23 protein-coding genes are annotated in these 24093 nt (G+C 71.0%); 19 read left to right on the top strand and 4 right to left on the bottom strand.

Annotated elements, in window-relative coordinates:
* Positions 1-28 precede the first annotated feature (28 nt).
* The 5 genes from ACM9LD_RS21270 (at position 29) to ACM9LD_RS21250 (ending at position 7319) form a co-directional block, all read left to right on the top strand.
* Positions 29-856: a tRNA (adenine-N1)-methyltransferase gene (locus ACM9LD_RS21270; RefSeq protein WP_415678529.1), complete on the top strand. Its 828-nt coding sequence runs from the start codon at positions 29-31 to the stop codon at positions 854-856.
* A 33-nt stretch (positions 857-889) separates the two neighbouring features.
* Complete coding sequence (arc, locus tag ACM9LD_RS21265; protein WP_415678528.1) at positions 890-2617, top strand: proteasome ATPase; 1728 nt, start codon at positions 890-892, stop codon at positions 2615-2617.
* A 69-nt stretch (positions 2618-2686) separates the two neighbouring features.
* The gene (locus tag ACM9LD_RS21260; protein WP_415678527.1) at positions 2687-5293 is read left to right on the top strand and encodes an ATP-binding cassette domain-containing protein; all 2607 of its coding nucleotides are present in this window, start codon (positions 2687-2689) and stop codon (positions 5291-5293) included.
* Positions 5294-5365: 72 nt separating this feature from the next.
* Entirely contained in the window at positions 5366-6856 is a 1491-nt protein-coding gene (gene dop, locus ACM9LD_RS21255; protein WP_415678526.1) for a depupylase/deamidase Dop, read from the top strand.
* A 4-nt stretch (positions 6857-6860) separates the two neighbouring features.
* Complete coding sequence (locus ACM9LD_RS21250) at positions 6861-7319, top strand: nitroreductase family deazaflavin-dependent oxidoreductase (protein WP_415678525.1); 459 nt, start codon at positions 6861-6863, stop codon at positions 7317-7319.
* 118 nt (positions 7320-7437) lie between these two features.
* Here the strand turns inward: ACM9LD_RS21250 and ACM9LD_RS21245 are convergent, their stop codons facing one another.
* On the bottom strand, positions 7438-7824 hold the full coding sequence (locus ACM9LD_RS21245) for a hypothetical protein (protein ID WP_415678524.1): 387 nt from the start codon (positions 7822-7824) through the stop codon (positions 7438-7440).
* Between the two features lie 74 nt (positions 7825-7898).
* Here ACM9LD_RS21245 and ACM9LD_RS21240 point away from each other — a divergent pair, with 74 nt between their 5' ends.
* The 4 genes from ACM9LD_RS21240 to ACM9LD_RS21225 all read left to right on the top strand — a co-directional run bounded on the left by ACM9LD_RS21240 (position 7899) and on the right by ACM9LD_RS21225 (position 10518).
* Positions 7899-8093, top strand: a complete 195-nt coding sequence (locus ACM9LD_RS21240) for a ubiquitin-like protein Pup (protein ID WP_224647175.1) — start codon at positions 7899-7901, stop codon at positions 8091-8093.
* Positions 8090-8866: a proteasome subunit beta gene (prcB, locus tag ACM9LD_RS21235; protein WP_415678523.1), complete on the top strand. Its 777-nt coding sequence runs from the start codon at positions 8090-8092 to the stop codon at positions 8864-8866. The genes ACM9LD_RS21240 and prcB overlap by 4 nt, the downstream gene beginning before the upstream one ends.
* Complete coding sequence (gene prcA / locus ACM9LD_RS21230) at positions 8863-9573, top strand: proteasome subunit alpha (RefSeq protein ID WP_415678522.1); 711 nt, start codon at positions 8863-8865, stop codon at positions 9571-9573. The genes prcB and prcA overlap by 4 nt, the downstream gene beginning before the upstream one ends.
* Positions 9574-9651: 78 nt before the next feature.
* The gene (locus tag ACM9LD_RS21225) at positions 9652-10518 is read left to right on the top strand and encodes a CPBP family intramembrane glutamic endopeptidase (protein WP_415678521.1); all 867 of its coding nucleotides are present in this window, start codon (positions 9652-9654) and stop codon (positions 10516-10518) included.
* Here ACM9LD_RS21225 and ACM9LD_RS21220 read toward each other — a convergent pair.
* Positions 10511-11230 (bottom strand): SDR family NAD(P)-dependent oxidoreductase, encoded by a 720-nt coding sequence (locus tag ACM9LD_RS21220; RefSeq protein ID WP_415678520.1) that lies wholly within the window; start codon positions 11228-11230, stop codon positions 10511-10513. The genes ACM9LD_RS21225 and ACM9LD_RS21220 overlap by 8 nt on opposite strands.
* Before the next feature lie 54 nt (positions 11231-11284).
* Here ACM9LD_RS21220 and ACM9LD_RS21215 point away from each other — a divergent pair, with 54 nt between their 5' ends.
* The 8 genes from ACM9LD_RS21215 to ACM9LD_RS21180 all read left to right on the top strand — a co-directional run bounded on the left by ACM9LD_RS21215 (position 11285) and on the right by ACM9LD_RS21180 (position 20079).
* Positions 11285-11851 carry a TetR/AcrR family transcriptional regulator gene (locus tag ACM9LD_RS21215; RefSeq protein WP_415678519.1) on the top strand — a complete coding sequence of 189 codons (567 nt, stop codon included), beginning with the start codon at positions 11285-11287 and terminating at the stop codon, positions 11849-11851.
* Positions 11852-11877: 26 nt separating this feature from the next.
* Positions 11878-13236 (top strand): Pup--protein ligase, encoded by a 1359-nt coding sequence (pafA, locus tag ACM9LD_RS21210; RefSeq protein WP_415678518.1) that lies wholly within the window; start codon positions 11878-11880, stop codon positions 13234-13236.
* A gap of 54 nt (positions 13237-13290) precedes the next feature.
* Positions 13291-14265: a helix-turn-helix transcriptional regulator gene (locus ACM9LD_RS21205; protein ID WP_415678517.1), complete on the top strand. Its 975-nt coding sequence runs from the start codon at positions 13291-13293 to the stop codon at positions 14263-14265.
* Positions 14262-15236: a helix-turn-helix transcriptional regulator gene (locus tag ACM9LD_RS21200; protein WP_415678516.1), complete on the top strand. Its 975-nt coding sequence runs from the start codon at positions 14262-14264 to the stop codon at positions 15234-15236. Before ACM9LD_RS21205 ends, ACM9LD_RS21200 begins: the two co-directional genes overlap by 4 nt.
* A gap of 95 nt (positions 15237-15331) precedes the next feature.
* On the top strand, positions 15332-15586 hold the full coding sequence (gene tatA / locus ACM9LD_RS21195) for a Sec-independent protein translocase subunit TatA (RefSeq protein WP_224647164.1): 255 nt from the start codon (positions 15332-15334) through the stop codon (positions 15584-15586).
* A 12-nt stretch (positions 15587-15598) separates the two neighbouring features.
* Positions 15599-16606: a twin-arginine translocase subunit TatC gene (gene tatC / locus ACM9LD_RS21190; RefSeq protein WP_415678515.1), complete on the top strand. Its 1008-nt coding sequence runs from the start codon at positions 15599-15601 to the stop codon at positions 16604-16606.
* A complete protein-coding gene (locus tag ACM9LD_RS21185; RefSeq protein ID WP_415678514.1) occupies positions 16593-19343 on the top strand; it encodes a DEAD/DEAH box helicase in 2751 nt (916 codons plus the stop codon). Before tatC ends, ACM9LD_RS21185 begins: the two co-directional genes overlap by 14 nt.
* A 70-nt stretch (positions 19344-19413) precedes the next feature.
* Positions 19414-20079, top strand: coding sequence for a DUF4333 domain-containing protein (locus ACM9LD_RS21180; protein WP_415678513.1), 666 nt, complete (start codon positions 19414-19416; stop codon positions 20077-20079).
* A gap of 38 nt (positions 20080-20117) precedes the next feature.
* Here the strand turns inward: ACM9LD_RS21180 and ACM9LD_RS21175 are convergent, their stop codons facing one another.
* Positions 20118-21071, bottom strand: a complete 954-nt coding sequence (locus ACM9LD_RS21175) for a 5'-3' exonuclease (protein WP_415678512.1) — start codon at positions 21069-21071, stop codon at positions 20118-20120.
* 17 nt (positions 21072-21088) lie between these two features.
* Here ACM9LD_RS21175 and ACM9LD_RS21170 point away from each other — a divergent pair, with 17 nt between their 5' ends.
* Both ACM9LD_RS21170 and ACM9LD_RS21165 read left to right on the top strand, forming a co-directional pair.
* Positions 21089-22213 (top strand): M24 family metallopeptidase, encoded by a 1125-nt coding sequence (locus ACM9LD_RS21170; RefSeq protein WP_415678511.1) that lies wholly within the window; start codon positions 21089-21091, stop codon positions 22211-22213.
* A 21-nt stretch (positions 22214-22234) separates the two neighbouring features.
* Positions 22235-23677, top strand: coding sequence for a sugar porter family MFS transporter (locus ACM9LD_RS21165; protein ID WP_415678510.1), 1443 nt, complete (start codon positions 22235-22237; stop codon positions 23675-23677).
* A gap of 13 nt (positions 23678-23690) precedes the next feature.
* Here ACM9LD_RS21165 and ACM9LD_RS21160 read toward each other — a convergent pair whose 3' ends face one another.
* Entirely contained in the window at positions 23691-24092 is a 402-nt protein-coding gene (locus tag ACM9LD_RS21160; protein WP_415678509.1) for a PPOX class F420-dependent oxidoreductase, read from the bottom strand.
* Position 24093: the final 1 nt, after the last annotated feature.

The following is a 24093-nucleotide window of genomic DNA, read 5'->3' as shown; positions in this document are numbered from 1 at the left end:
CCGCGGCGACCTGGGAGAATCTGTCACCATGGCGAACAGTGGGCCCTTCGTGGTGGGCGACCGAGTACAGCTGACGGACGCGAAGGGCCGGAAGTTCACCGTCCACCTGGAGGCCGGCAAGGAGTTCCACACGCACAAGGGCGGCATCCGGCACGACGAGCTGATCGGCGCGCCCGAGGGCACCGTCGTCAAGGCCGTCAACGGCACGCCGTACCTCGCGCTGCGCCCCCTGCTCACCGACTACGTGCTCTCGATGCCCCGCGGCGCTCAGGTCATCTATCCCAAGGACGCCGCGCAGATCGTGGCCGAGGGCGACATCTTCCCCGGCGCACGGGTGCTCGAGGCCGGTGCGGGTTCGGGCGCGCTGACCTGCTCGCTGCTGCGCGCCGTCGGCCCCGAGGGCTCCGTGACCTCCTGGGAGGTCCGCGAGGACCACGCCGAGTACGCGGCGAAGAACGTCGAGGAGTTCTTCGGCGGCCGCCCCGAGAACTGGAACCTGCAGCTCGGCGACCTCGCCGAGTACGACGGTCCGCAGGTGGACCGCGTGGTGCTCGACATGCTCGCCCCGTGGGACGTCCTCGACGCGGTCGGCAAGGCCCTGGTGCCGGGCGGCGTGCTCACGGTCTACGTCGCCACCACCACGCAGCTGTCCAAGGTGGTCGAAGCGATCCGCGACCAGGCGATGTGGACGGAGCCCCGATCCTGGGAGGCGCTGGTGCGCGAGTGGCACGTCGTCGGCCTCGCGGTGCGGCCCTCGCACCGGATGCAGGGGCACACCGCCTTCCTCATCACGTGCCGGCGCCTGGCCGACGGCACGGTCGCGCCGCGTCCGCAGCGGCGGTCCAACAAGGGGTAGCGTGAGAAGTCCCCACGGAAAGGGAGTTCACTCGTGACGGAACCGGATCCGACCCGTCCCTCGGCCGCGCCGGCGGACTCGTCCGCCCCGCAGGCCACGTCCGCGGCCGTGCTGCGCGAGCGCGTCGACGCGCTCACCACCCGCAACGCGAAGCTGCTCGAGACGCTGCGCGACGCCCGTAATCAGCTGCTCACGCTCCGCGAGGAGGTCGAGCGGCTGGGGCAACCCCCGTCGGGCTACGGCGTGCTCCTGGGCACCTTCGAGGACGACACCGTGGACGTCTTCACCTCCGGACGCAAGATGCGGCTCACGTGCTCCCCGAACCTGGACGTCGCGACCTTCCGCATGGGCCAGACGGTGCGCCTCAACGAGGCGCTGACCGTGGTGGAGGCCACGGACTACGAGACAGTGGGCGAGATCTCCACGCTGCGCGAGATCCTCGACGACGGGGCTCGCGCCCTGGTCGTCGGGCACGCCGACGAGGAGCGCGTGGTACGCCTGGCCGCGCCGCTGGCGCTGCAGGCCTCCGAGGATCCCGGGCTCGACGAGTTCGGGCTGCCGAACCGCAAGCTGCGCATCGGCGACTCCCTGCTGGTCGACACCAAGGCCGGCTACGCCTTCGAGCGCATCCCCAAGGCCGAGGTCGAGGATCTGGTCCTGGAGGAGGTGCCGGACGTCGACTACTCGGACATCGGCGGCCTCGGCCGGCAGATCGAACTCATCCGCGACGCCGTCGAGCTGCCCTTCCTGCACAAGGACCTGTTCAAGGACTACTCGCTCCGCCCGCCCAAGGGCGTGCTGCTCTACGGCCCGCCCGGCAACGGCAAGACGCTCATCGCGAAGGCCGTGGCGAACTCGCTCGCCAAGAAGATCGCCGAGGTCCGCGGCGACGACTCGCGCGAGGTGAAGTCGTACTTCCTCAACATCAAGGGCCCCGAGCTGCTCAACAAGTTCGTCGGCGAGACCGAGCGGCACATCCGCCTGATCTTCCAGCGGGCGCGCGAGAAGGCCTCCGAGGGCACGCCCGTCATCGTCTTCTTCGACGAGATGGACTCGATCTTCCGCACCCGAGGCTCGGGTGTCAGCTCGGACGTGGAGACCACCGTGGTGCCACAGCTGCTGTCGGAGATCGACGGTGTCGAGGGCCTCGAGAACGTGATCGTGATCGGCGCGTCGAACCGCGAGGACATGATCGACCCCGCGATTCTGCGGCCCGGCCGCCTGGACGTGAAGATCAAGATCGAGCGGCCCGACGCCGAGGGCGCGATCGACATCTTCTCCAAGTACCTGACGCCGGCGCTGCCGATCCACGAGGAGGACCTGGCGGAGTTCGGCGGCGATCGCGAGGCCTGCGTGAAGGCGATGATCGAGCGGGTCGTCGAGCGGATGTACGCGGAGACCGACGACAACCGGTTCCTGGAGGTGACCTACGCCAACGGCGACAAGGAGGTCATGTACTTCAAGGACTTCAACTCGGGTGCGATGATCCAGAACGTCGTGGACCGCGCGAAGAAGCATGCGATCAAGGGCTTCCTCGACACCGGGCAGCCCGGCTTGCGGATCACGCACCTGCTGGAGTCCATCGTCGACGAGTTCGCCGAGAACGAGGACCTGCCCAACACCACGAACCCGGACGACTGGGCCCGGATCTCGGGCAAGAAGGGCGAGCGCATCGTCTACATCCGCACGCTGGTGACGGGCAAGAACTCGAGCGCCTCCCGGGCGATCGACACCGAGAACAACACCGGTCAGTACCTGTAGGGCGCTGGGTTCGCACAACAAGCGCGGCATAAGCCCAGGGCAAGCGGCATCTGAATAGAATGCTCCGTGATGAGTACGGATACCGCGGTTCTCACCGTCACTGTGGACGGGCAGACGCTGACCTTCGCCCCCGGTAAGACGGTGACCTTCGGGCGCACGCTCGAATCGGACGTGACGATCAACCACCCGTTGGTCTCGCGGACGCACGCCGTCGCGTCCGCGGGGCCGACGGGGTGGATCCTCACGGATCGCAGCACCAACGGCGTCTTCGTGGGCGGCGTGCGCCGGCCCACGATCGCGCTGAACGGCTCGCAGCAGTTGATGTTCGGCGATCCGCGGACCGGTGCCCCGGTCACCTTCTCGGCGGCGGCCCGCTCGAACACGCCGCCCCCGCCGCCACCCCGGACCCCGCCGCCCGCCGCTGCGCAGCAGCCGGTACAGCAGCTCCCGAGGGCGTGCGGCGCACCGTCGAATCCGGTACCTCGGACGTCGCCGCCGCCCGAGACCGGGGGCATGCCGCCCAACTCGGGACCGCAGGCGGGTCCGGCACCGCAGGCCACACCCGCGCCCCCGTCGCGCCCGCTGCCGCTGCCGCCGCGCCAGCAGGCACCGTCGGCCCCGATCCCCGCGCAGCAGGCACCCGTCCCGCCCCGCCCGGCGGGCGACGTCGCGCCGCACCTGCGCGCCATGGCCGGCAACACCGGCCTGTACCAGGTCGCGAAGATGCCCGCGCGGCCCGTCGGCACCGGCCAGATGACCATCGGCCGCACGCCGGACAACGACATCGCGATCGGCGACATGCTGGTGTCGCGGCGACACGCCCGCCTGCTCACGGGACCGCAGGGCCTCGTCATCGAGGACCTGGGCTCGGCGAACGGCACGCAGGTCAACGGTCGCCGGATCGCCGGCCCGACGCCCCTGCGCGACGGCGACCTGGTCACGGTCGGCAACTCCGACCTCATCGTCGAGCAGGGGCGGCTCGAGCGCCCCAAGGCCCAGGAGTTCGCGGGCGCCGGCCTCGCGGTGCAGGGCATCACCCTCACGGTCGACGGCAACAAGACCCTGCTGCACGGCGTCGACTTCCGCGCCGCCCCGGGCACGCTGACCGCGGTGATCGGTCCGTCGGGTGCCGGCAAGTCGACGGTGTCGCGGGTCGTCTCGGGCGCCGTGACGCCCACCGCCGGCCGGGTCGAGTTCGAGGGACGCGACGTGCACCGCGACTTCGACGCGCTCCGCTCCCGCATCGGCATGGTGCCGCAGGACGACGTGCTGCACCGCCAGCTCACCGTGCTGCAGGCCCTGCGGTTCGCCGCCGAGCTGCGCCTGCCGCCGGACATGTCGAAGGCCGACCGGGACCAGGTGATCGACGGCGTGCTGGCCGAGCTGCAGCTCACCGAGCACAAGCAGACCCGCGTGGACAAGCTCTCCGGCGGCCAGCGCAAGCGCGCGTCCGTCGCCATGGAGCTGCTCACCGGCCCGTCGCTGCTCATCCTCGACGAGCCCACCTCGGGTCTGGACCCGGCGCTGGACCGGCAGGTCATGCAGACCCTGCGCCGCCTGGCCGACGCGGGCCGCGTGGTGATCGTCGTGACCCACTCGCTGACCCACATCGACATGTGCGACCAGGTGCTCCTGCTCGCGCCCGGCGGCAAGACCGCGTACTGCGGCTCGCCGAAGGGCGTGAAGGCCGCGATGGGCACGAGCGACTGGGCGGAGATCTTCGACTTCGCGGCCAAGCAGCCCGACGTGGCCTGGCAGCGGTACCGTTCCGCGCACCCCGCCCCCCCGCCGCCCGCGCCCACGGGTGCGCCGCCGTCCCCGACGAAGGCGCGGAAGACCTCCGTGCGCAAGCAGCTCTCGGTGATCGCGCGCCGCCAGGTCCGGCTGATCCTCGCCGACCGTGCCTACCTGATCTTCCTGCTGCTGCTGCCGCTGGTGCTGGGCGGGATCACGTTGCTCGTGCCGGCGGACGACGGCCTGGCCTCGCCGTACTCGCTCCCGGACGGCTACAGCGGCGCGAAGATGATCCTCGTGCTCCTGGTCGTGGGCGCCTGCTTCATGGGTGCCGCGCTGACCTCGCGCGACCTGGTCGGCGAGCGCGCGATCTACCAGCGCGAACGCGCCGTCGGACTCGGACCGGGCGCGTACCTGTCCGCGAAGACGCTGGTCTACTTCGTCGCGGCCACCATCCAGGCGGCCATGATGATGGCGATCGTGATCCTCGGCGTGAAGCAGTCGACGGCGCAGGGGTCGGTGCTGGCCAGCGCGCCCGTCGAGCTGGTCATCGACATCGCGGTGCTCGCGTGCGTGTCCACGCTGGTGGGCCTGCTGATCTCCGCGCTGGCCAGGTCCAGCGAGCAGGTGATGCCCATGCTCGTGGTGGTCGTCATGGTGCAGCTGGTGATGAGCGGCGGGCTGTTCACGCTGCACGACCGCGTGGGTCTGGAGCAGATCTCGTGGCTGTTCCCGTCGCGCTGGGGCTTCGCGGCGAGCGCGTCCACCGTCGAGCTGCAGAAGCAGATCGACGCGGTCTCCGGGCGGCCGACGATGCAGGCGATCGACCCGCTGTGGGACTCGACGCCCCTGCAATGGGGCATCTCGATCGGTGTGCTCGCGCTGATGGCGGTGGTGCTGTGGACCGCGACGCGGTGGCGCATCGGGCGGCAGTCGGCCTGACAGAGGGGTGACGGCCGCCGCCGCCGGGAGCGGGGCGAAGCGGGCGGGATCAGCACCGATAGGCTGGGCGGTATGCAGCGCATCATCGGGACCGAGGTGGAATACGGGATCTCCGCGCCGAAGGATCCCTCCGCCAATCCGATCCTCACCTCCACCCAAGCCGTGCTCGCCTACGCCGCCGCCGCGGCGGTGCCGCGCGCCAAGCGCACCCGCTGGGATTACGATCTGGAATCGCCGCTGCGCGACGCCCGCGGGTTCGATCTCGGTCGCGGCGGTCCGGCGCCGATCATCGACGCCGACGAGATCGGCGCGGCCAACATGATCCTCACCAACGGGGCGCGGCTGTACGTCGACCACGCGCATCCTGAGTACTCCGCGCCCGAGGTCACCGATCCGCTCGACGCGGTGATCTGGGACAAGGCAGGGGAGCGGGTGATGGACGCCGCGGCCCGCTACGCGTCGACGGTGCCCGGTGCCCCGGCGCTGCAGCTGTACAAGAACAACATCGACGGCAAGGGCGCGTCGTACGGCACGCACGAGAACTACCTGTGCCGGCGCGAGACGCCGTTCGCCTCGATCGTCACCGGGCTCACGCCCTTCTTCGTGACCCGGCAGGTGTTCACCGGCAGCGGCCGCGTGGGCATCGGCGCCAACGGCGACGAGCCGGGCTTCCAGCTCTCGCAGCGCGCCGACTACATCGAGGTCGAAGTCGGTCTCGAGACCACTCTCAAGCGCGGCATCATCAACACCCGCGACGAGCCGCACGCCGACCCGGACAAGTACCGCCGGCTGCACGTCATCATCGGCGACGCGAACCTCGCGGAGACCTCCACGTACCTCAAGGTGGGAACGTCGGCGCTGGTGCTGGACTTGGTCGAGGCGGGCGTCGACCTCTCGGACCTGCAGCTCGCCACCCCGGTGACCGCGGTGCACCAGGTCTCGCGCGACCTCTCCCTCACCGCGCGGCTCGAGCTCGCCGACGGCCGGACGATGACGGCGCTCGACATCCAACGGGCCTACGCCGACCGGGTGGGCGCCTTCCTCGAGGGCTCCGACGACGCCCGCGCCCTCGACGTGCACGCGACCTGGGTGCGCGTGCTCGACACCCTGGCCGACGATCCGCTGCGGCTCGCGGACGAGCTCGACTGGCCCGCCAAGCTGCGCCTGCTCGAGGGCATCCGGCAGCGCGAGGGCCTGGGCTGGGCGGCGTCCAAGCTGCAGCTGGTGGACCTGCAGTACTCCGACGTGCGGCTCGACAAGGGCCTGTACAACCGGCTCGTGGCCCGCGGCTCGATGAAACGCCTGGTCACGGAGCAGCAGGTGATGGACGCCGTCAGCACGCCGCCCGAATCCACCCGCGCCTACTTCCGCGGCGAGTGCATGCGCCGCTTCGGCACGGAGATCGCCGCCGCCAGCTGGGATTCCGTGATCTTCGACGTCGGCGCCGAGTCGCTGGTGCGCATCCCCACCCTGGAACCGTTGCGCGGCACGAAGGAGCACGTCGGCGCGCTGCTCGACGACGCCGCCTCCGCGCGCGAGCTCGTCGATTCTCTGCGAGGCTAGGGCCATGGACATCGGTCGCGCGGTGGGGAAGCTCTACGCCAAGGCCTTCCCGGAGGTGCTCAAGGCGCACGGCGAGCTGTACGTGCGCTCCGGCGGCCGCGTCGGGCACAAGCTGCTCTTCGGGGTCCCCAGCCTCATCGTGCGCACCGTCGGGGCGAAGTCCGGCGAGCCGCGCACCACGGTCTTGACCTACGTGCGCGACGGTGACGACTACATCGTCGTCGCCTCGAAGGGCGGTGCCCCGCGGAACCCGGCGTGGTTCCACAACATGGTGGCGGCCGGCACCGTCGACGTGCAGGTCGGTACCGACCGCTTCCCGGCCACCGTCGAGGCGCTCAAGCCCGGCGACACCGACTACCAGCGGCTCTGGGATCTCGCCGACGCGAACAACGGTGGCCGCTACGCCGCCTACCAGCGCACGACGTCGCGCCCGATCCCGGTGGTCCGCCTCCGCCCCGCCTGAGGAGGCGCGCCACGTTCCGCGATCACGGCTCGCTCACGCGGGTGTTTCTCGCTGATCATCGGGTTGCAACCCCCTACTCGGCGAAGAACCCCCGCGGGAGGAACGGCGGACCGTCGGGCTACATGCCGGTGGCGAGGTTCCGGGCGTAGCCGACGCGGTTGAAGGCGTCCTGCACGGCCGCGTAGGAGTGCACCGGCACAGTGGTCGTGAAGGAGCGCCCCTCCGGACCGAAGACGGTGACCTGCGTGAAACCCTGCGTCGTCGTTTCCTTCACCAGGAGGAAGAACAGCGAGAAGATACACATGACGGGGATGCCGAGGATCGCGACGGCGATCGCCCAGCCGGGGATCGTGGAGGTCGTGACACTGTGATCGGTGACCGTCCACTGCGACCCCTGCACCGGGAACGTACCCACAGGGGTGATCACGTCGGTTCGGGTGCAATGGATGTCGCCGATGCTCACGAGCACCGGTTCGGGCATGCCGGGCGGCGTGTACGGATCCACGGGAGCAGTGTAGGCCGGTAGTGTTGGCACATCGGGTCGTGCGGCCCGGATTCGGTCGCTAAGGAGGCAGCGAGATGGCGCAGGAGCAGGTCAAGCGTGGCGGCGGCGGAGACGACGAGGATGCCACGGGTGCACCGTCGGGTGCCGGCCAGGAGCGCATCGAGAAGCTGACCGACGAGACGGACGATCTGCTCGACGAGATCGACGACGTGCTCGAGGAGAACGCCGAGGACTTCGTGCGCGCGTACGTGCAGAAGGGCGGCCAGTGACGCCGCTGCACGGCGGGTCGTCGTTCGTCGAGCACCTCGCCGCAGTGGCGCCCGAGGCGCTGCCCGGCCGGGGTAACGGGCCCGACGGTGCGCCGGACGTCCCGCACGGCACCACGATCGTCGCCGTGGCCTTCGACGGCGGCGTGCTGCTCGCCGGTGACCGCCGGGCCACCATGGGCAATCTCATCGCGCAGCGCGACATCGTCAAGACCTTCGTCACCGACGAGCTGACCGCGGTGGGCATCGCCGGCACGGCGGGGATCGCCAAGCAGATCGTCAAGCTCTTCACGGTGGAGCTGGAGCACTACGAGAAGATCGAGGGCGTGCCCCTGACCTTCGACGGCAAGGCGAACCGCCTGGCCGGGATGGTGCGCAGCAACTTCGGCGCCGCCCTGCAGGGCCTCGCCGCGGTGCCGCTGCTGGTCGGTTTCGACGAGGCCGAGTCCCGCGGCCGGATCGTCTCCTACGACGTCACCGGGGACTGGCACGACGAGGTGGGCTACCACTCGATCGGCTCGGGCTCCGCGTGGGCGAAGTCGTCGATCAAGAAGCGCTTCCGCCCCGGCCTCGACGCCGACGGTGCGCTCGACGTCGCGGCGGAGGCCCTGTTCGACGCCGCGGACGACGACACCGCCACGGGCGGGCCGGACGTCCTCCGCAAGCTCTACCCGACGGCGATCGTCATCACGGCCGACGGTGCCGTGGAGGTCGCCGAGGAGGACGTGGCCGCCGCCACGGACCGGGTGATCGCGGCGAGGGGAGGCCAGGAGTGACGTTCCCCTACTACGCCTCCGCCGAGCAGATCATGCGCGATCGCTCGGAGCTGGCGCGCAAGGGCATCGCCCGCGGGCGCAGCGTCGTGGTGCTCAAGTACGTCGACGGGGTGGTCTTCGTCGCCGACAATCCGAGCTCGCTGAACAAGATCAGCGAGATCTACGACCGCATCGGCTTCGCCGCCGTGGGCAAGTACAACGAGTTCGAGTCGCTGCGCCGCGCGGGCATCCAGTTCGCCGACACCCGCGGCTACCAGTACTCGCGACGCGACGTGACCGGCTGGTCGCTGACCAACGCGTACGCCTCCACGCTGGGCACGGTCTTCACCGAGCAGGCCAAGCCCTACGAGGTGGAGCTGTGCGTCGCCGAGGTCGGGACGCCCGACAACACCGGCTCGCGGCTGTACCGCGTGGGCTACGACGGCTCCGTGGGCGACGAGAAGCAGTTCGTGGTCATGGGCGGGCAGACGGAGTCGATCACGCCGGTGCTCAGCGAGGGCTACGCCGACGATCTCGATCTGTCCGGCGCCGTGGCGCTCGCGGTGAAGGCGCTGAGCGCGCCGGCACCGTCGAACGGGTCGGCCACGACGGCAGAGCCGAAGACCTTCGCCGCGGGCGAGCTCGAGGTCGCGATCCTGGACCACACCCGCCCGCGTCGCGCCTTCAAGCGGCTCTCGGACGCACGGGTGGCGGAGCTGCTCGGTTGACGCGGTAGCGCTGGCACCACCCCGGAATCGGGCGTCCGCGCCCGTGACCGGGGACCGTCGATCCGGTGTGCTGGAGGCATGACCGACACCTCTGTGCACCGGCGGGGCATCGCCTGGTTCCTCGCGCTCACCTTCGTGCCGTCCTGGGGGATGTGGCTCGCCGCGTACGGGTTGGGGCATCCGCTGGACGATCCGGCTATCCAACTGATCACCGCGGCGTTCCTCCCCGCCGTCGCCGCCCTCGTCGTGCGCCTGTGGATCACCCGGCAGGGCATGGCGGGCGCCGGTCTGCGGCCGCAGCTCCGGGCGCAGTGGCGGTGGTACCTGGCCGCCCTCGCAATCCCGCTGGTGTTGCTGGCGATCGCGCTGCCGCTGGGCTTCGCGACCGGCGTGATGACGATGCCCGCGGACGGGATCCCCGCGCACCTGCAGGCCGTGGCCTTCGGCCCACTGATCATGGTGGTGCTGGCGCCGGTCTTCTTCGGCGAGGAGTTCGGGTGGACCGCCTACCTGCGCGGCGCGATCGCCGATGTCCCCGCGCTGCGGGAGCGCCCCACGGCGGCGTCCGCGCTGACGGGCGCGATCTGGGGCGCGTGGCACTGGCCGCTGGCCTCGGTGGGCTACTTCAGCTTCCAGCCGCCCCTGCGCGACGTCCTGCTGCTCATCCCGCTCTGGATCCTGATGTCGGTGTTGCTCGAGATCGTGTGGAGCACACTGTGGTACGGCTCCGGGAGCATCTGGCCGACGTCGATCGCGCACGCCGGGTTCAACCTGGTCTTCTCCGCGACGATGGGGGAGTTCCTGCCGCCCGAGGCCCTCGTCGCCGCCTTCCTCGTGCCCAGCGCGGCGCTCGTGCCGCTCGCGATCGTGGCGTACCGCGTCGATCACCGCCGGCGCACCGGGACGCTCCCCACGACGGTGCCGGTCGCCGCGGCGGTCAGCTGATCACGTCGACGACGACCTCGCCGTTCGCGCGGTCGTCCGTCATCCGCCACACCCGCTCGGCCAGCTCGTCGGGCCGGAGGGTGATCGCCGCAAGGTCCGCATCGGGCGCGTTCGCACGCGTCGCGGCGGCGAGGTCACCGCCGTCGATCATTCCGCCGACGGTGAGCGTTCCCGCGTAGACGCCCTCCGGCCGCAGTGCCGCGTGCAGGTTGAGCGCGTAGGCCCGGTAGGCGGCCGCCACCAGCGCGAGGGCGCCGACGTCGGGCATGGGGACCGTCGCGCTGAGGCCGCCGACGAAGACGACGGCCCCGCCGTGGACGCGCAGCTCGGGCAGCACGGCGCCGGCGAATTCGACGGCGGGTGCGACGGTCGCGAGCGCGGCGGCGGCACCGTCGGGCCGGAGCTCGGTGATCGGTCCCATCCCGACCGGCGCGGCGGCGCCGTAGTACGCGACGTCGATGCGCCCGAAGCGCTCGCGCACCCGCGCCACGAGGTCGGCGACCGCACCGGGCACGGAGACGTCGACCCGGAACGCGGCCGCGTCGACGCCGAGGCCCTGCAGTTCCTCGACGTACCCGGGATGACGGTCCGCGGACCGGGACGCGAGCGCCACGCGGTAGCCGCGCCGCCCGAAGGCACGGGCGACCGCCATGCCGAGCCCGGGGCCGGCGCCGACGACGAGAAGAACGGGTTGCTCCGTAGTTGAGGTCATACTCAACTTAGTACCAGAAGTTGAGGCCTCTCTCAATATCGCTATCCTCGGAGCATGGCACCCCGCGCGGACGCGGTCCGCAACCGGCAGAAGCTGCTCGACGCCGCGATGCGACTGTTCGCGGCGCACGGTATCGACGTGCCGCTCGACCGGATCGCCAAGGAGGCCGGGGTCAGCATCGGCACGCTCTACAACAACTTCCCGGACCGGGGCGCCCTGCTCGACGAACTGCTACCCGAGCGCCTCGCCGAGCTCGAGCGCCTCGCGGGAGAGAGCGCCGCCGAGAGCGATCCGTGGACCGGCTTCACCGGCTTCTTGGAGGCGATGTTCGCCGGCCAGGCGACGGATCGCGCCGCCAACGAGGCGATGGCCCGCGGACCACTCGGCGACGTGGACCTGATGGCCGAGTGCGGCCGCTCCGGCAGCGCCGTCCGGTCGGTCCTGGACCGCGCACACGCGGCCGGGGTGGTCCGCCTCGACTTCGATCACGAGGACCTCGGGGCACTCATGGTGGCGGTCGCCGCGGTGATCCACGCGACCCCCGGCGACGACCGACGCTGGCGCCGGCACCTCGGTTTCCAACTCGACGGCGTCCGGGCACGACGGGGCTCCGACGCCTGAGCCGGACCGCGGGGTATGTTCGTGACGTGCAGCGCCGAATCATGGGAATCGAGACCGAGTTCGGTGTCACGTGTACTTTTCACGGGCACCGTCGACTGAGCCCCGACGAGATCGCCCGGTACCTGTTCCGGCGCGTGGTCTCCTGGGGCCGCAGCTCGAACGTCTTCCTCCAGAACGGCTCGCGCCTCTACCTCGACGTGGGCAGCCACCCCGAGTACGCCACCGCGGAGTGCGATTCGGTGCTCCAGCTGGTCACGCACGACAAGGCCGGCGAGCGGGTCCTGGAGGACCTCCTGCTCGACGCGGAGCAGCGGCTGCAGGACGAGGGCATCGGCGGTGACATCTACCTGTTCAAGAACAACACCGATTCGGCGGGCAACTCGTACGGGTGCCACGAGAACTACCTCGTGAGTCGCGTCGGGGAGTTCTCCCGCATCGCCGACGTGCTGCTGCCCTTCCTGGTGACCCGGCAGCTCATCTGCGGCGCCGGGAAGGTGCTGCTCACGCCCAAGAACGCGACCTACTGCCTGAGTCAGCGCGCCGAGCACATCTGGGAGGGCGTCTCGAGCGCCACCACCCGCAGCCGGCCCATCATCAACACCCGCGACGAGCCGCACGCCGACGCCGAGAAGTACCGCCGCCTGCACGTGATCGTGGGCGACTCGAACATGTCCGAGACCACGACGATGCTCAAGGTGGGAACCGCCCACCTCGTGCTCGAGATGATCGAGGCCGGCGTCCAGTTCCGCGACTTCTCGCTCGACAACCCGATCCGGGCCATCCGTGAGGTCAGCCACGACACCACGGGCCGGCACGAGGTGCGGCTCGCGGGCGGTCGGCAGGCGGGCGCGCTGGACATCCAGCGCGAGTACTACGCCAAGGCGGTCGAGTACCTCGCCACCCGCGAGCCCGATGAGCAGCTCAGCCGCGTCGTCGACCTGTGGGGCCGCACCCTCGACGCCGTCGAGACGCAGGACTTCTCGGGCATCGACACCGAGATCGACTGGGTGATCAAGCGCAAGCTCTTCCAGCGCTACCTGGACAAGTACTCGATGGACCTGTCCGATCCGAAGATCGCGCAGCTGGACCTCGCGTACCACGACATCAAGCGCGGGCGCGGCGTCTTCGACGTGCTCCAGCGCCGCGGGCTGGCCGCGCGGGTCACCACCGACGAGGCCGTCGACGCCGCGGTGAAGAACCCGCCGGAGACCACCCGCGCGAAGCTGCGCGGCGACTTCATCACCGCCGCGCAGGCGGCGGGCCGCGACTTCACCGTCGACTGGGTGCACCTCAAGCTCAACGACCAGGCGCAGCGCACGGTGCTGTGCAAGGACCCGTTCCGGAACGTCGACGAGCGCGTCGAGCGGCTGATCGCGTCGATGTGACGCGACATCGCGTCGATCCGGGCCGAGCGCGCGCATAGAACGTAAGATCGACACGTGGCAACTTCGCGGATCGAGCGTCTCACCAACCTGGTGATATGCCTTCTGTACACGCAACGACCGCTCGATCGGGACTACATCCGGGCGAACGTCTTCGGGTACGACCCGGACTCGGACGACGAGGCCTTCGAGCGGATGTTCGAGCGCGACAAGGCGGACCTGCGCGAACTCGGCGTCCCCATCGAGGTCGCCCCCGTGTCCCGGATCAACTCCGCCGTCGGCTACCGCATCGCGCTCGACGAGTACGCCCTCGGCGACATCGATCTCGATCCCGAGGAGGCGACCGCGGTCGCGGTGGCCTCGGCCCTGTGGCAGTCGCCGGAGCTGTCCGCCGCGGCCCAGTCCGCGGTGCAGAAGCTGCGCGCCGGCGGCATGGACGTCGACGGTCCCGGCGCGGGCGTGAGCCCCGGCATCGCCCCCGACCGCGGGGCCGAGGGGGCGCTGCTCGCCATGCTCGAGGGCGTGGACCGGCGCCGCCAGGTCACCTTCGAGCACCGCGCCAACCCGGCGCAGCCCTACGTCGACCGCACGCTGCACCCGTGGGGCGTGGTCACCTTCCGCGGCAGCGCCTACGCCGTCGGGCACGACGTCGCGCGTGACGCGGTGCGCACCTTCAAGCTCAGCCGCGTCCGGGGCGGCTCCGTCACCGGCAGTCCCGCCACCGTCCGGCCGCCGGAGGGTTTCGACCTCCACGCGCACGTCGTGGCCACCGTCGCCGAGCGCGACCCGGTCGGCACGGCCCGGCTGTGGGTCGCGCAGGGCAAGGGCGACGGCCTGCGCCGGCTCGCGTCCGCCCAGGCCGACGGTGACTTCCGGGGCCGGCCCGGCACGGAGCTGACGGTGGAGATGCGGTCGGTGGACGCCGTGGCCCGCGAGGTCAGCGGCCTCGGACCCGACGCGGTGGTCTTCGAGCCGGAGCAGCTGCGCGACGCCGTGGTCGAGCGGCTCACGGCACTGGCGGGGGAGCGATGAGCACGCAGTCGAAGCAGCCGAGCCGGCAGATGCAGCGCCTCGCGCGCTGGCTCAACGTGATCCCGTACTTCCGCACCCACCCGGACGCCGACCTCGAGCGGGCGGCGGCCGACCTCGGCGTGACCGTCGCGCAGCTGCGCAAGGACATCACCGGCCTCACGATGTGCGGGCTGCCCGGCATGTTCCCGGGGGACCTCATCGAGATCGACTACGACGAGGCCGGCGTCGACATCGAGTTCAGCGCCAACCTGGACCGCCCCCTCAAGCTCACCGGCCCCGAGGCGGCGTCGCTGCTGCTCGCGCTGCGGGCCCTGGCCGACTCGCCCGGCGTCGCGGACCCCGCGGCCGTACTGCGGGCCATCGCCAAGCTGGAAGCCGCGGTCGCCGGCGCCGGCCGTGACACCGTCGCCTCGATCGACGGCGCGCAGGACGCCGGCCCCGTCGCAGCCATCGCGAGCACCGTCCGCGGTGCCCTGCGCGACGGCCGCGCGCTGCACCTGCGCTACTACTCCGCCACCCGGGACGCCGCGACCGAGCGCGACGTGGACCCCATCGCCCTCGACACGTTCGACGGCCACAGCTACCTCCAGGCCTGGTGCCGCAGCAGTGAGGGCCTGCGGATGTTCCGGCTCGACCGCATCGACGAGGCCGTCGTCCTCGACGAGGCCGCGTCGGTGCCGCAGCACGTCGAGCCCGCGTCCGGCCTGTTCGACGGTGCCGCCGCGGACGAGCTGACCACCGCGACGCTCGAGGTGGGGCCGGGGGCCGCGTGGGCGCTGGAGTACCACCCGTTCACGGTGCTCACCGACGAACCGGGCGGCCCGGTCACCGCGACGATGCAGTACGCGACGGAAGCGTGGATGGTGCGGTTCGTGCTCAGCTTCGGCGGCGAGCTGACGGTGCGCGGCCCGCAGTCGCTGGCCGACGCCGTGGCCGAGCGCGCGGCCGCCGGTCTCGCCAACTATTCATGAAGTGGACATGTCCGGCGGGCGGTCAGCGGTCGGTCGGGGTGGACGCGGTCCGGTAGTCTCAGTAGAGATATTCGCGAAGTTAGTGAGGCAGCATCATGGGGCTCACCCATTCTCCTTGGGCATGGATCGTCATCGCCGTCGTCCTGCTGATCCTGTTCGGTGGCAAGAAGCTTCCCGACGCGGCGCGCGGGCTCGGCCGGTCGCTCCGCATCTTCAAGAGCGAGATGGACGAGATGAAGACCGAGGGTGACAGCAAGGCCGCCGCCCCGAAGCCGCAGGCTCAGGTCACCGACCAGCCGATCGACGTCCAGACGGTGCAGCCGTCCGAGGCCGATCACAAGTCGGCGTAGCCGCCTGCCCCTTTGAAGATCCCGTTCGATCCGCGTCGTCGTCGTGCCGTCGTCAATCCCGACGGCACGATGTCGATCGTGGAGCACCTCTACGAGCTCCGGGCCCGGCTGCTGTGGTCGCTCGCCGCGATCGTCCTCACGTCGATCGTCGGCTTCTGGTGGTACAGCCACGGGCCCTTCGGGCTGCCGTCGACCGGCCACCTGCTCGTCGGCCCGTACTGCGACCTCCCCGCCACGTCGCGCGCCGAGATCACGCGCGACGGTGAGTGCAGGCTCCTCGCGACCGGCGTCTTCGACCAGTTCAACCTGCGGCTGAAGGTCGCCGTCGCCACGGGCGTTCTGCTGGCGTGCCCGGTGTGGCTCTACCAGATCTGGGCGTTCATCGTCCCCGCGCTGCACCGCAACGAGAAGCGCTACACCGCGACCTTCGTCAGCCTGGCGGGCACGCTCTTCGTGAGCGGCGCGGTGCTCGGCTACTTCATGATCACCAGCGCCTTCCGGTTCTTCCTGACGGTCGGCAACGAGACGCAGGTGACGGCTCTGCAGGGGCCTGAGTACTTCAGTTTCGTGCTCACGGTGATGGCGATCTTCGGCGTGAGCTTCGAGCTCCCGCTGTTCATCGTGGCGCTGAACCTGGTCGGCGTGCTGCCCTACGCCAAGCTGGTGAAGTGGCGCCGCGGCCTGCTCCTGTCGATGTTCATCTTCTCCGCCGTGATCACGCCGTCGGGGGATCCGTTCACGATGCTCGCGCTGGGCGCGGCACTCGCCGTGCTGCTCGAGCTGTCGATCCAGTTCGCCCGCTTCCACGACCGCCGCAAGGCCAAGCGCGCCGTCGGCGGAGACGCCTGGACGGGCGAGCTCGACGACGAGGCGGCGTCGCCGGCACCGTCGGCCCCGCAACCGATCGGCGCGTCCGCGGGCCCGTCGGGCAGCGCGCTCGCCGCCCCGGCCCCGGTCGGGCGGCCCGACAAGCTGACGCGCACGTCGATCCCGCGTTCGGGGTTCGATGACGTCCTCTGAGTTCGACAGCTTCACCGCAGCCCTCGAGTTCACCCTCGACCCGTTCCAGGTCCAGGGCTGCCGCGCACTCGAACAGGGCCGCGGCGTGCTCGTGTGCGCCCCGACGGGCGCGGGCAAGACCGTGGTCGGCGAGTTCGCCGTCCACCTCGCCCTGGCCGCCGGCACCAAGTGCTTCTACACGACACCGATCAAGGCGCTGTCCAACCAGAAGCACGCCGAGCTGACCGCCCGCTACGGCGCGCAGAACGTCGGGCTGCTGACGGGCGACACCGCGATCAACTCCTCCGCGCCCGTGGTCGTGATGACCACCGAGGTACTGCGGAACATGCTCTACGCGAACTCCACCACCCTCGACGGTCTGAGCCACGTGGTGATGGACGAGGTGCACTACCTCGCGGACCGCTTCCGCGGCGCGGTGTGGGAGGAGGTGATCCTGCACCTCCCGCAGGACGTCCGGCTGGTCAGCCTCTCCGCCACTGTCTCCAATGCCGAGGAGTTCGGCGCGTGGATCACCGAGGTCCGGGGCAGCACCGAGGTGATCGTCGACGAGCACCGCCCCGTGCCGCTCTGGCAGCACATGCTCGTGGGGCGCAGGCTGTTCGACCTCTTCGACACGAAGGCCCTGCGCACCGCGCAGGAGTCCGGGCAGAAGAACCTGGTCCTCGACGCCGACCTGGTGCGCTACGTCAAACAGCGCGAATCGCTCGACCGCAGTTTCGAGCCGGGCATCAACAGCCGCACCGGGCGTCGCGCCGGCGGCCGGGGCCGCCCGCAGGCGACGCGCCGCCCCATCCCGCGGCCCGACGTCATCGCGCTGCTCGACGCCGAGGGCCTGCTGCCGGCGATCACCTTCGTCTTCTCGCGCTCCGGCTGCGAGCAGGCGCTCACGCAGTGCCTGCGGTCGCCGGTGGTCCTCACGGACCAGGAGCAGGCCGAGGAGATCGGCCGGATCGTCGACAAGCACGTCGCGGAGTTCTCGCCCGCCGACCTCGACCTGCTCGGCTACGAGGAGTGGCGCGCGGCCCTGCTCCGCGGCTTCGCAGCACACCACGCCGGTATGCTGCCCGCGTTCCGGCACGCGGTCGAGGAGCTCTTCGTGCGAGGGCTCGTGCGCGCGGTCTTCGCCACGGAGACCCTCGCGCTGGGCATCAACATGCCCGCGCGCACCGTCGTGCTGGAGCGCCTGGTCAAGTACAACGGCGAGTCGCATGTCGAGCTCACCCCGGGCGAGTACACCCAGCTGACGGGCCGGGCCGGCCGCCGCGGCATCGACATCGAGGGCCACGCGGTGGTGCTGTGGCAGACCGGCGTGCGCCCGCAGGAGGTGGCCGGGCTCGCGGGGGCGCGCACGTTCCCGCTGATCAGCTCGTTCTCGCCCGGCTACAACATGTCGATCAACCTGCTGGACCGCCTGGGCCGCACCGGCGCGGAGCGCCTGCTCGAGGCCAGCTTCGCGCAATTCCAGGCCGACCGGTCCGTCGTCGGGTTGGCGAAACGCGTCGAGCGGGGAGAGAAGGAACTGGCGACGCTCGGAGCCCAGATCACCGAGGCCGCGGGCGGCGCCGACTACCTGGAGTACGTGCGGCTGCGCGAGGCCGTCCGCGCCCGGGAACGCTCCCTGCGTCGCGAACACCTCGCGGACCGCCGCGACGGGGCCGCCACCGCGCTCGCCGAACTCCGCCGCGGCGACGTCATCGCCGTGACCGGTGGCCGGCGCCGGGGCCTCGCCCTCGTCGTCGAGCCCTCGGGCGACCGCCGCGACCCCAAGCCCGTCGTGGTGACCGAGAGCAGCTGGTCGGGCCGCGTCGGCGCCGCCGATTTCGTGGGCGACATCGCCGTGCTCGGGACGCTCCGGGTGCCGAAGAACGCGGACTACCGCTCGGGCCGCGGCAAGCGCGATCTTGCGTCCACCCTGCGCAACAGCGCGATCTCCGCGCCGCGCCAGCAGGCGAAGGCGCAGCGCCCCGCCGCGTCCGACACCCAGCTCGCCGACCTGCGGGCGCGCATGCGGGCCCACCCCGCGCACACCGGACAGCGGGCGCCCGAGCTGGATCGGCTCGCCGAGCGTTACGCCCGGCTGGAGCGGGAGGTCACCGGATCGGCCGCGACCGTCCGCGCGACGACGTCGTCGCTGGCCGTCACCTTCGAGCGCATCGTGGCGCTGCTCGGCGACCGCGGGTACATCGAGACCGTCGACGGCGAGTCCGAGCTCACGGAGTCCGGGCACCGTCTGGCCCGCGTCTACAGCGAGTCCGACCTGCTGGTGTGCGAGTGCATCGAGGACGGCGTCTTCGACGGCCTCGACCCGGCCGGCCTCGCCGCGGTGGTGAGCGCACTCGTCTTCGAGTCGCGCGGCGAGCGCGGCGGGATGCTCCTGACCGGCGAGAAGGTTCCGGGCGCCGTGCGCTCGGCCGTGCGGGACATCGCGGACCGGTGGACCGACATCGTCGCCGCCGAGGCCGCGCACCGCCTCGAGCCCAGCCGCGAGCCGGACATCGGATTCGTCGCCCCGATGCACCAGTGGGCCGCGGGCGGGACGCTCGCCGCGGTACTGCTCGCGGCCGGCGAGCGGGGCCGGCCGCTTCCCGCGGGCGACTTCGTCCGCTGGTGCCGACAGGTGATCGACCTGCTCGATCAGATCAAGCAGACCTCGTTCGACACCCGCCCCGGATTGGCGACCGTCGCGACCGCGGCGATCGCGGCCGTCCGGCGCGGCGTCGTCGCGGAATCGGGCTGATGATCGGGTATCTTGACCGAAGAGGCGTACGTCGCGGGCCGTCGGCCGGCGACAGGGGAGGAGTGGACACATGAGCAACCCGCAGGATCCGAACCAGTGGGCGCAGCAGGGGTGGCAGCAGCCGGGCCAGCAGCAGCCCCCGCAGGATCAGACCCATGTCGCACCGCAGTACGGCCAGCAGGGCTTCGGCGCTCCGTCGGGTGATCAGACCCAGATCTCGCCGCAGTACCAGGGCCAGTGGGGCCAGCAGCCGCAGCCGCAGGGCCAGCAGTTCGGCGGCTACCAGCAGCAGCCCCCGCAGTTCGGTCAGGACCAGTTCGGCCAGCAGCCGGGTCAGCCGGCGCAGTTCGCGGGCCAGCAGTTCGGGCAGCAGTTCGGCCAACCGGGGCAGCCCGGCCTGGGCGGTCCCAAGAAGTCGAAGACCGGCCTCATCGTCGGCATCGCCGCCGCGGCGATCATTTTCATCGTGGCGATCGTCGTGCTGGTGGGCTGGCTCACCGGCGCCTTCTTCGGCAAGAAGTTCGACAACGCGAAGGTCAACGAGGGCGTCACGAGGGTCCTCACCGACAGCTACAACGAGACCGACACCAAGGACGTCGACTGCAAGACGGACGGTGTCAAGGTCAAGTCCGGCGAGACCTTCACGTGCACCGCCACCGTCGGCGGCAAGGAGAAGACCGTCCAGGTCAAGGTGCTCGACGACAACGGCAAGTACCAGGTGGGCGCGCCCTCCTGATACCGGCGGCCCGCGGGGTGTCCCGCGGGCCGGTTCCGTCAGCCCGCGAGGGCGGCGAGCAGGCGCTCCACCTGCGCTCCGATCCGCAGTTCCTCGGCCAGTTCGGCCAGGCGCTGCGGATCTCGTGCTTCCCGGGGCAGGGCGTCGGAGCCCGACAGGGCGACGTCCGCGTCCCGCTGCACCCAGACGACGTCCCAGGCGGCGTCGAGGTAGTCGGCCGACGCCGCGATCGACGTCGCCGCGCGTGCGGGCAGCGGCGACGGGGTCCGCGCCGCGGCCTCGCGGATCGCCGCGAGCGAGCCGTACTCCAGCAGCAGCTTGGAGGCCGTCTTCTCGCCGATGCCGGGCACGCCGGGCAGCCCGTCGGACGGGTCGCCGCGCAGCAGGGCGAGCTCCGCGTAGGCCTCGCCGGCCCGGTCCAGGGGCAGTCCGTACTTCTCGGCCACCTCGGCCGGCCCGAACATCTCGGCCTTGGCGATGCCGCGACCGATGTACAGGCACCGCACGCCGGGCGCGGCGTCGTCGGCCACCTGCAGCAGGTCGCGGTCGCCCGAGACCACGATGACCGGGTCGTTCTGCTCGCGCGCGGCCAGGGTACCGAGCACGTCGTCCGCCTCCAGGCCGACGGCGCCGCCGGTCGCGATCCCGACGGCGTCGAGCACCTCGAGGATCATGTCCACCTGCGGCGAGAGGGTGTCGGGCACCTCCTCGGCGCTGCCGTCGCCGTCCTCGGCGACCCGGTGGGTCTTGTACGTGGGCAGCAACTCCACCCGGAACGCGGGGCGCCAGTCCAGGTCGAGGCACGCCACGAGGCGCCCCGGCCGATGTGTGGCGATGAGCTGCGAGGTCATGTCGAGGAAGCCGCGCAGCGCGTTGACCGAGCGACCGTCGGCCGACGTGACCTTGTCGGGGATCGCGTAGTAGGCCCGGAACCAGAGCCCGGCGGAGTCGAGCAGCATCAGTGGGCGCGCGTCGTTCGTCACGGGAATCATCGTGTCACAATCGGATCATGAGTAACCCCCAGTCCTTTCCCGCCTCGGTGTACGCGACCCGTCTCACCCGGGCCCAGCAGCTCGCGACCTCGGCGGGCACCCCGCTGGTCATCACCCCCGGCCCCGACCTCGCCTACCTCACGGGCATCGTCAGCGAGTCCTTCGAGCGGCTGACGGCCCTGGTGATCACCGACACCGGCTTCGGACTGGTCGTCCCGCGGCTCGAACTGGCGATCCTCAAGGACTCCTCGGTGCCCGGGCTGCGCGCGGCCGGCGTCGAGCTCTCGATCCTCGACTGGGTCGACGGTGACGACCCGTACGCACTGGTCCTCGGCCTCCTCTCCGGGGCGTCGACGGTGGCCGTCGCCGACGCCGTGCCCGCGCTGCACCTGGTACCGCTGCTGGACCGGGGCCTGAGCGTGCGCCTGGCGACCGGCGTGCTGCGCCGACTGCGGATGATCAAGGATCCGGCGGAGCTCGACGAGCTGCGGGCCGCGGGCGCCGCGATCGATCGGGTGCACGCCCGGGTCGGCGACTTCCTCAAGGTCGGGCGCACGGAGCGCGAGGTGGCCGACGACATCGCGGCCGCCATCGTCGAGGAGGGGCACACCGAGGCCGCGTTCATCATCGTCGGCTCGGGACCGCACGGCGCCGACCCGCACCACGAGGTGTCGGACCGGGTGGTCGAGGCGGGCGACGTCGTGGTGGTCGACATCGGCGGTCCGCTGGCCTCGGGCTACAACTCGGACTGCACGCGAACCTATGCGATGGGCGAGCCGGCGCCGGAGGTCCTGGAGCAGTACGCGCTGCTCGAGCGGGCACAGCGGGCCTCCGTCGACGCCGTGCGGCCGGGCGTGAGCGCCGAGGCGATCGACGCCGCCGGCCGCGAGTTGCTCGTGGGCGCCGGCCTGGGGGAGTTCTTCCTACACCGCACCGGGCACGGCATCGGTCTGTCCGTGCACGAGGAGCCCTACATCGTTGCGGGCAACGACATTCCGGTCGAACCCGGCATGGCCTTCTCGATCGAGCCGGGAATCTACTTCAGTGGCCGGTGGGGAGCGCGGATCGAGGATATCGTCATCGTCACCGAGGACGGCTGCGAGAGCGTGAACACCCGGCCCCACAGCTTGACGATCCTCTAGGAGCGACACAGCGGAGGCACCATGACGCACGGCGGCGGGACGCCCGAAGGGCCCTCGATCTTCGAGGAGGGCGACGGAAACAGCAGCCGCGTCGTCCAGATCGCGGTCGTCGCCGCGATGGGCGGCCTCCTCTTCGGCTACGACAGCGCGGTCATCAACGGCGCGACGAAGGCCATCGAGGGCCGGTTCGACATCCACGGCTACACGCTCGGCTTCGCCGTCGCGTCCGCGCTGCTGGGCGCCGCCGCCGGCGCGATGACGGCGGGCCGCATAGCGGACCGGATCGGCCGCCTGCGCGTCATGCAGATCGCGGCGGTGCTGTTCCTGCTCAGCGCGCTCGGCTGCGCGTTCGCGACTCACACCTGGATGCTCATCGTCTTCCGCGTGGTCGGCGGCGTCGGCGTCGGCGTGGCTTCGGTGATCGCCCCGGCCTACATCGCGGAGGTCTCGCCGGCCCGGATCCGCGGCCGGCTGGGATCGCTGCAGCAGATGGCGATCGTGCTCGGCATCTTCCTCTCGCTGCTGGTCGACTGGCTCCTGGCGTCCCTGGCGGGCGGCGCGTCGAACGACCTGTGGCTGGGCATGGAGGCCTGGCGCTGGATGTTCCTGGTGATGGCGATCCCCGCCATCGTGTACGGCGTGGCGTCCACGATGATCCCCGAGTCGCCGCGGTACCTGGTCTCCCGGCACCGGATCCCCGAGGCCCGGAAGGTCCTCACCATGCTCCTGGGCGAGAAGAACATGGACATCACCGTCACGCGGATCGAGGAGAGCCTCGCGGGCGAGGAGAAGCACTCCTGGCGCGACCTGGTCCGGCCCGGCGGCGGCATCTACCCGATCGTCTGGGTGGGCCTGCTGCTGTCGATCTTCCAGCAGGCCGTGGGCATCAACGTGATCTTCTACTACTCGAACATGCTGTGGCAGGCCGTCGGTTTCGAGGAGTCGCAGTCGAACCTGATCAGCGTCTTCACCTCGATCGTCAACGTCATCGTGACCATCGTCGCCATCATGCTGGTCGACCGGATCGGCCGCCGGCCGCTGCTGCTCATCGGCTCGATCGGCATGACGGTCTCGCTCGCCACGATGGCGGTCTGCTTCAGCACGGCGGAGATCGTCGACGGGAAGCCCTCGCTGACCGGGGTGGTCGGCGTCCTCGCCCTCGTCGCGGCGAACCTGTTCGTGATCTTCTTCGGCGTGAGCTGGGGCCCGGTGGTGTGGGTGCTGCTCGGCGAGATGTTCCCGAACCGCATCCGCGGCGCGGCGCTCTCCCTCGCTGCGGCCGCGCAGTGGGCCGCCAACTGGGCCATCACCGTGACCTTCCCGAAGATGGAGGGCAACCTCACGCTGGCCTACGGGTTGTACGCGACGTTCGCGCTGCTGTCGCTGTTCTTCGTCTACCGGTTCGTGCCCGAGACCAAGGGCAAGACGCTGGAGGACATGGACGGGAACATCCCCGCGCGCTAGCCGCTCTCGTCCGTCAACCGCGGAGCGTGCTCGATCCCAGCACTCGGGTCACGTCGATCTCGATCACCACGCGCTTCGGGTTCTCCCGCGGCGGCTTGTAGCGCACCGCGTAGCGGGCCTCGGCGTCGCGCACCGACTCCGGGTCGGTCAGGACCCGGGCCGGCCCCTCCAGGGTGAGCCAGCGGGCGCCGTCGACCTGGGTCAGCGCGGCGTATCCGCCGCGGCCCGCGTTGCGGGCCTTCTGGCTGTCGCCGGAAGTGATGACGCGGGCGATGCCGGTCGCGGGGTCGTAGGTGAACGCGATCGCCACGGTGTGCGGCGTCCCGTCGGCGCGCAGGGTGCTCAGCGTCGCGAGGTGACGGTCGGTCACGAAGGCGAGGGCGTCGGGATTGAGGACGGGGCGGTCGTTCGGCACA

This window comes from Tsukamurella hominis (assembly GCF_965137015.1).
Classification (GTDB): domain Bacteria; phylum Actinomycetota; class Actinomycetes; order Mycobacteriales; family Mycobacteriaceae; genus Tsukamurella; species Tsukamurella hominis.
Note: the sequence above shows the minus strand (reverse complement) of the source record. Positions and strands in the feature narration are given on the sequence as shown.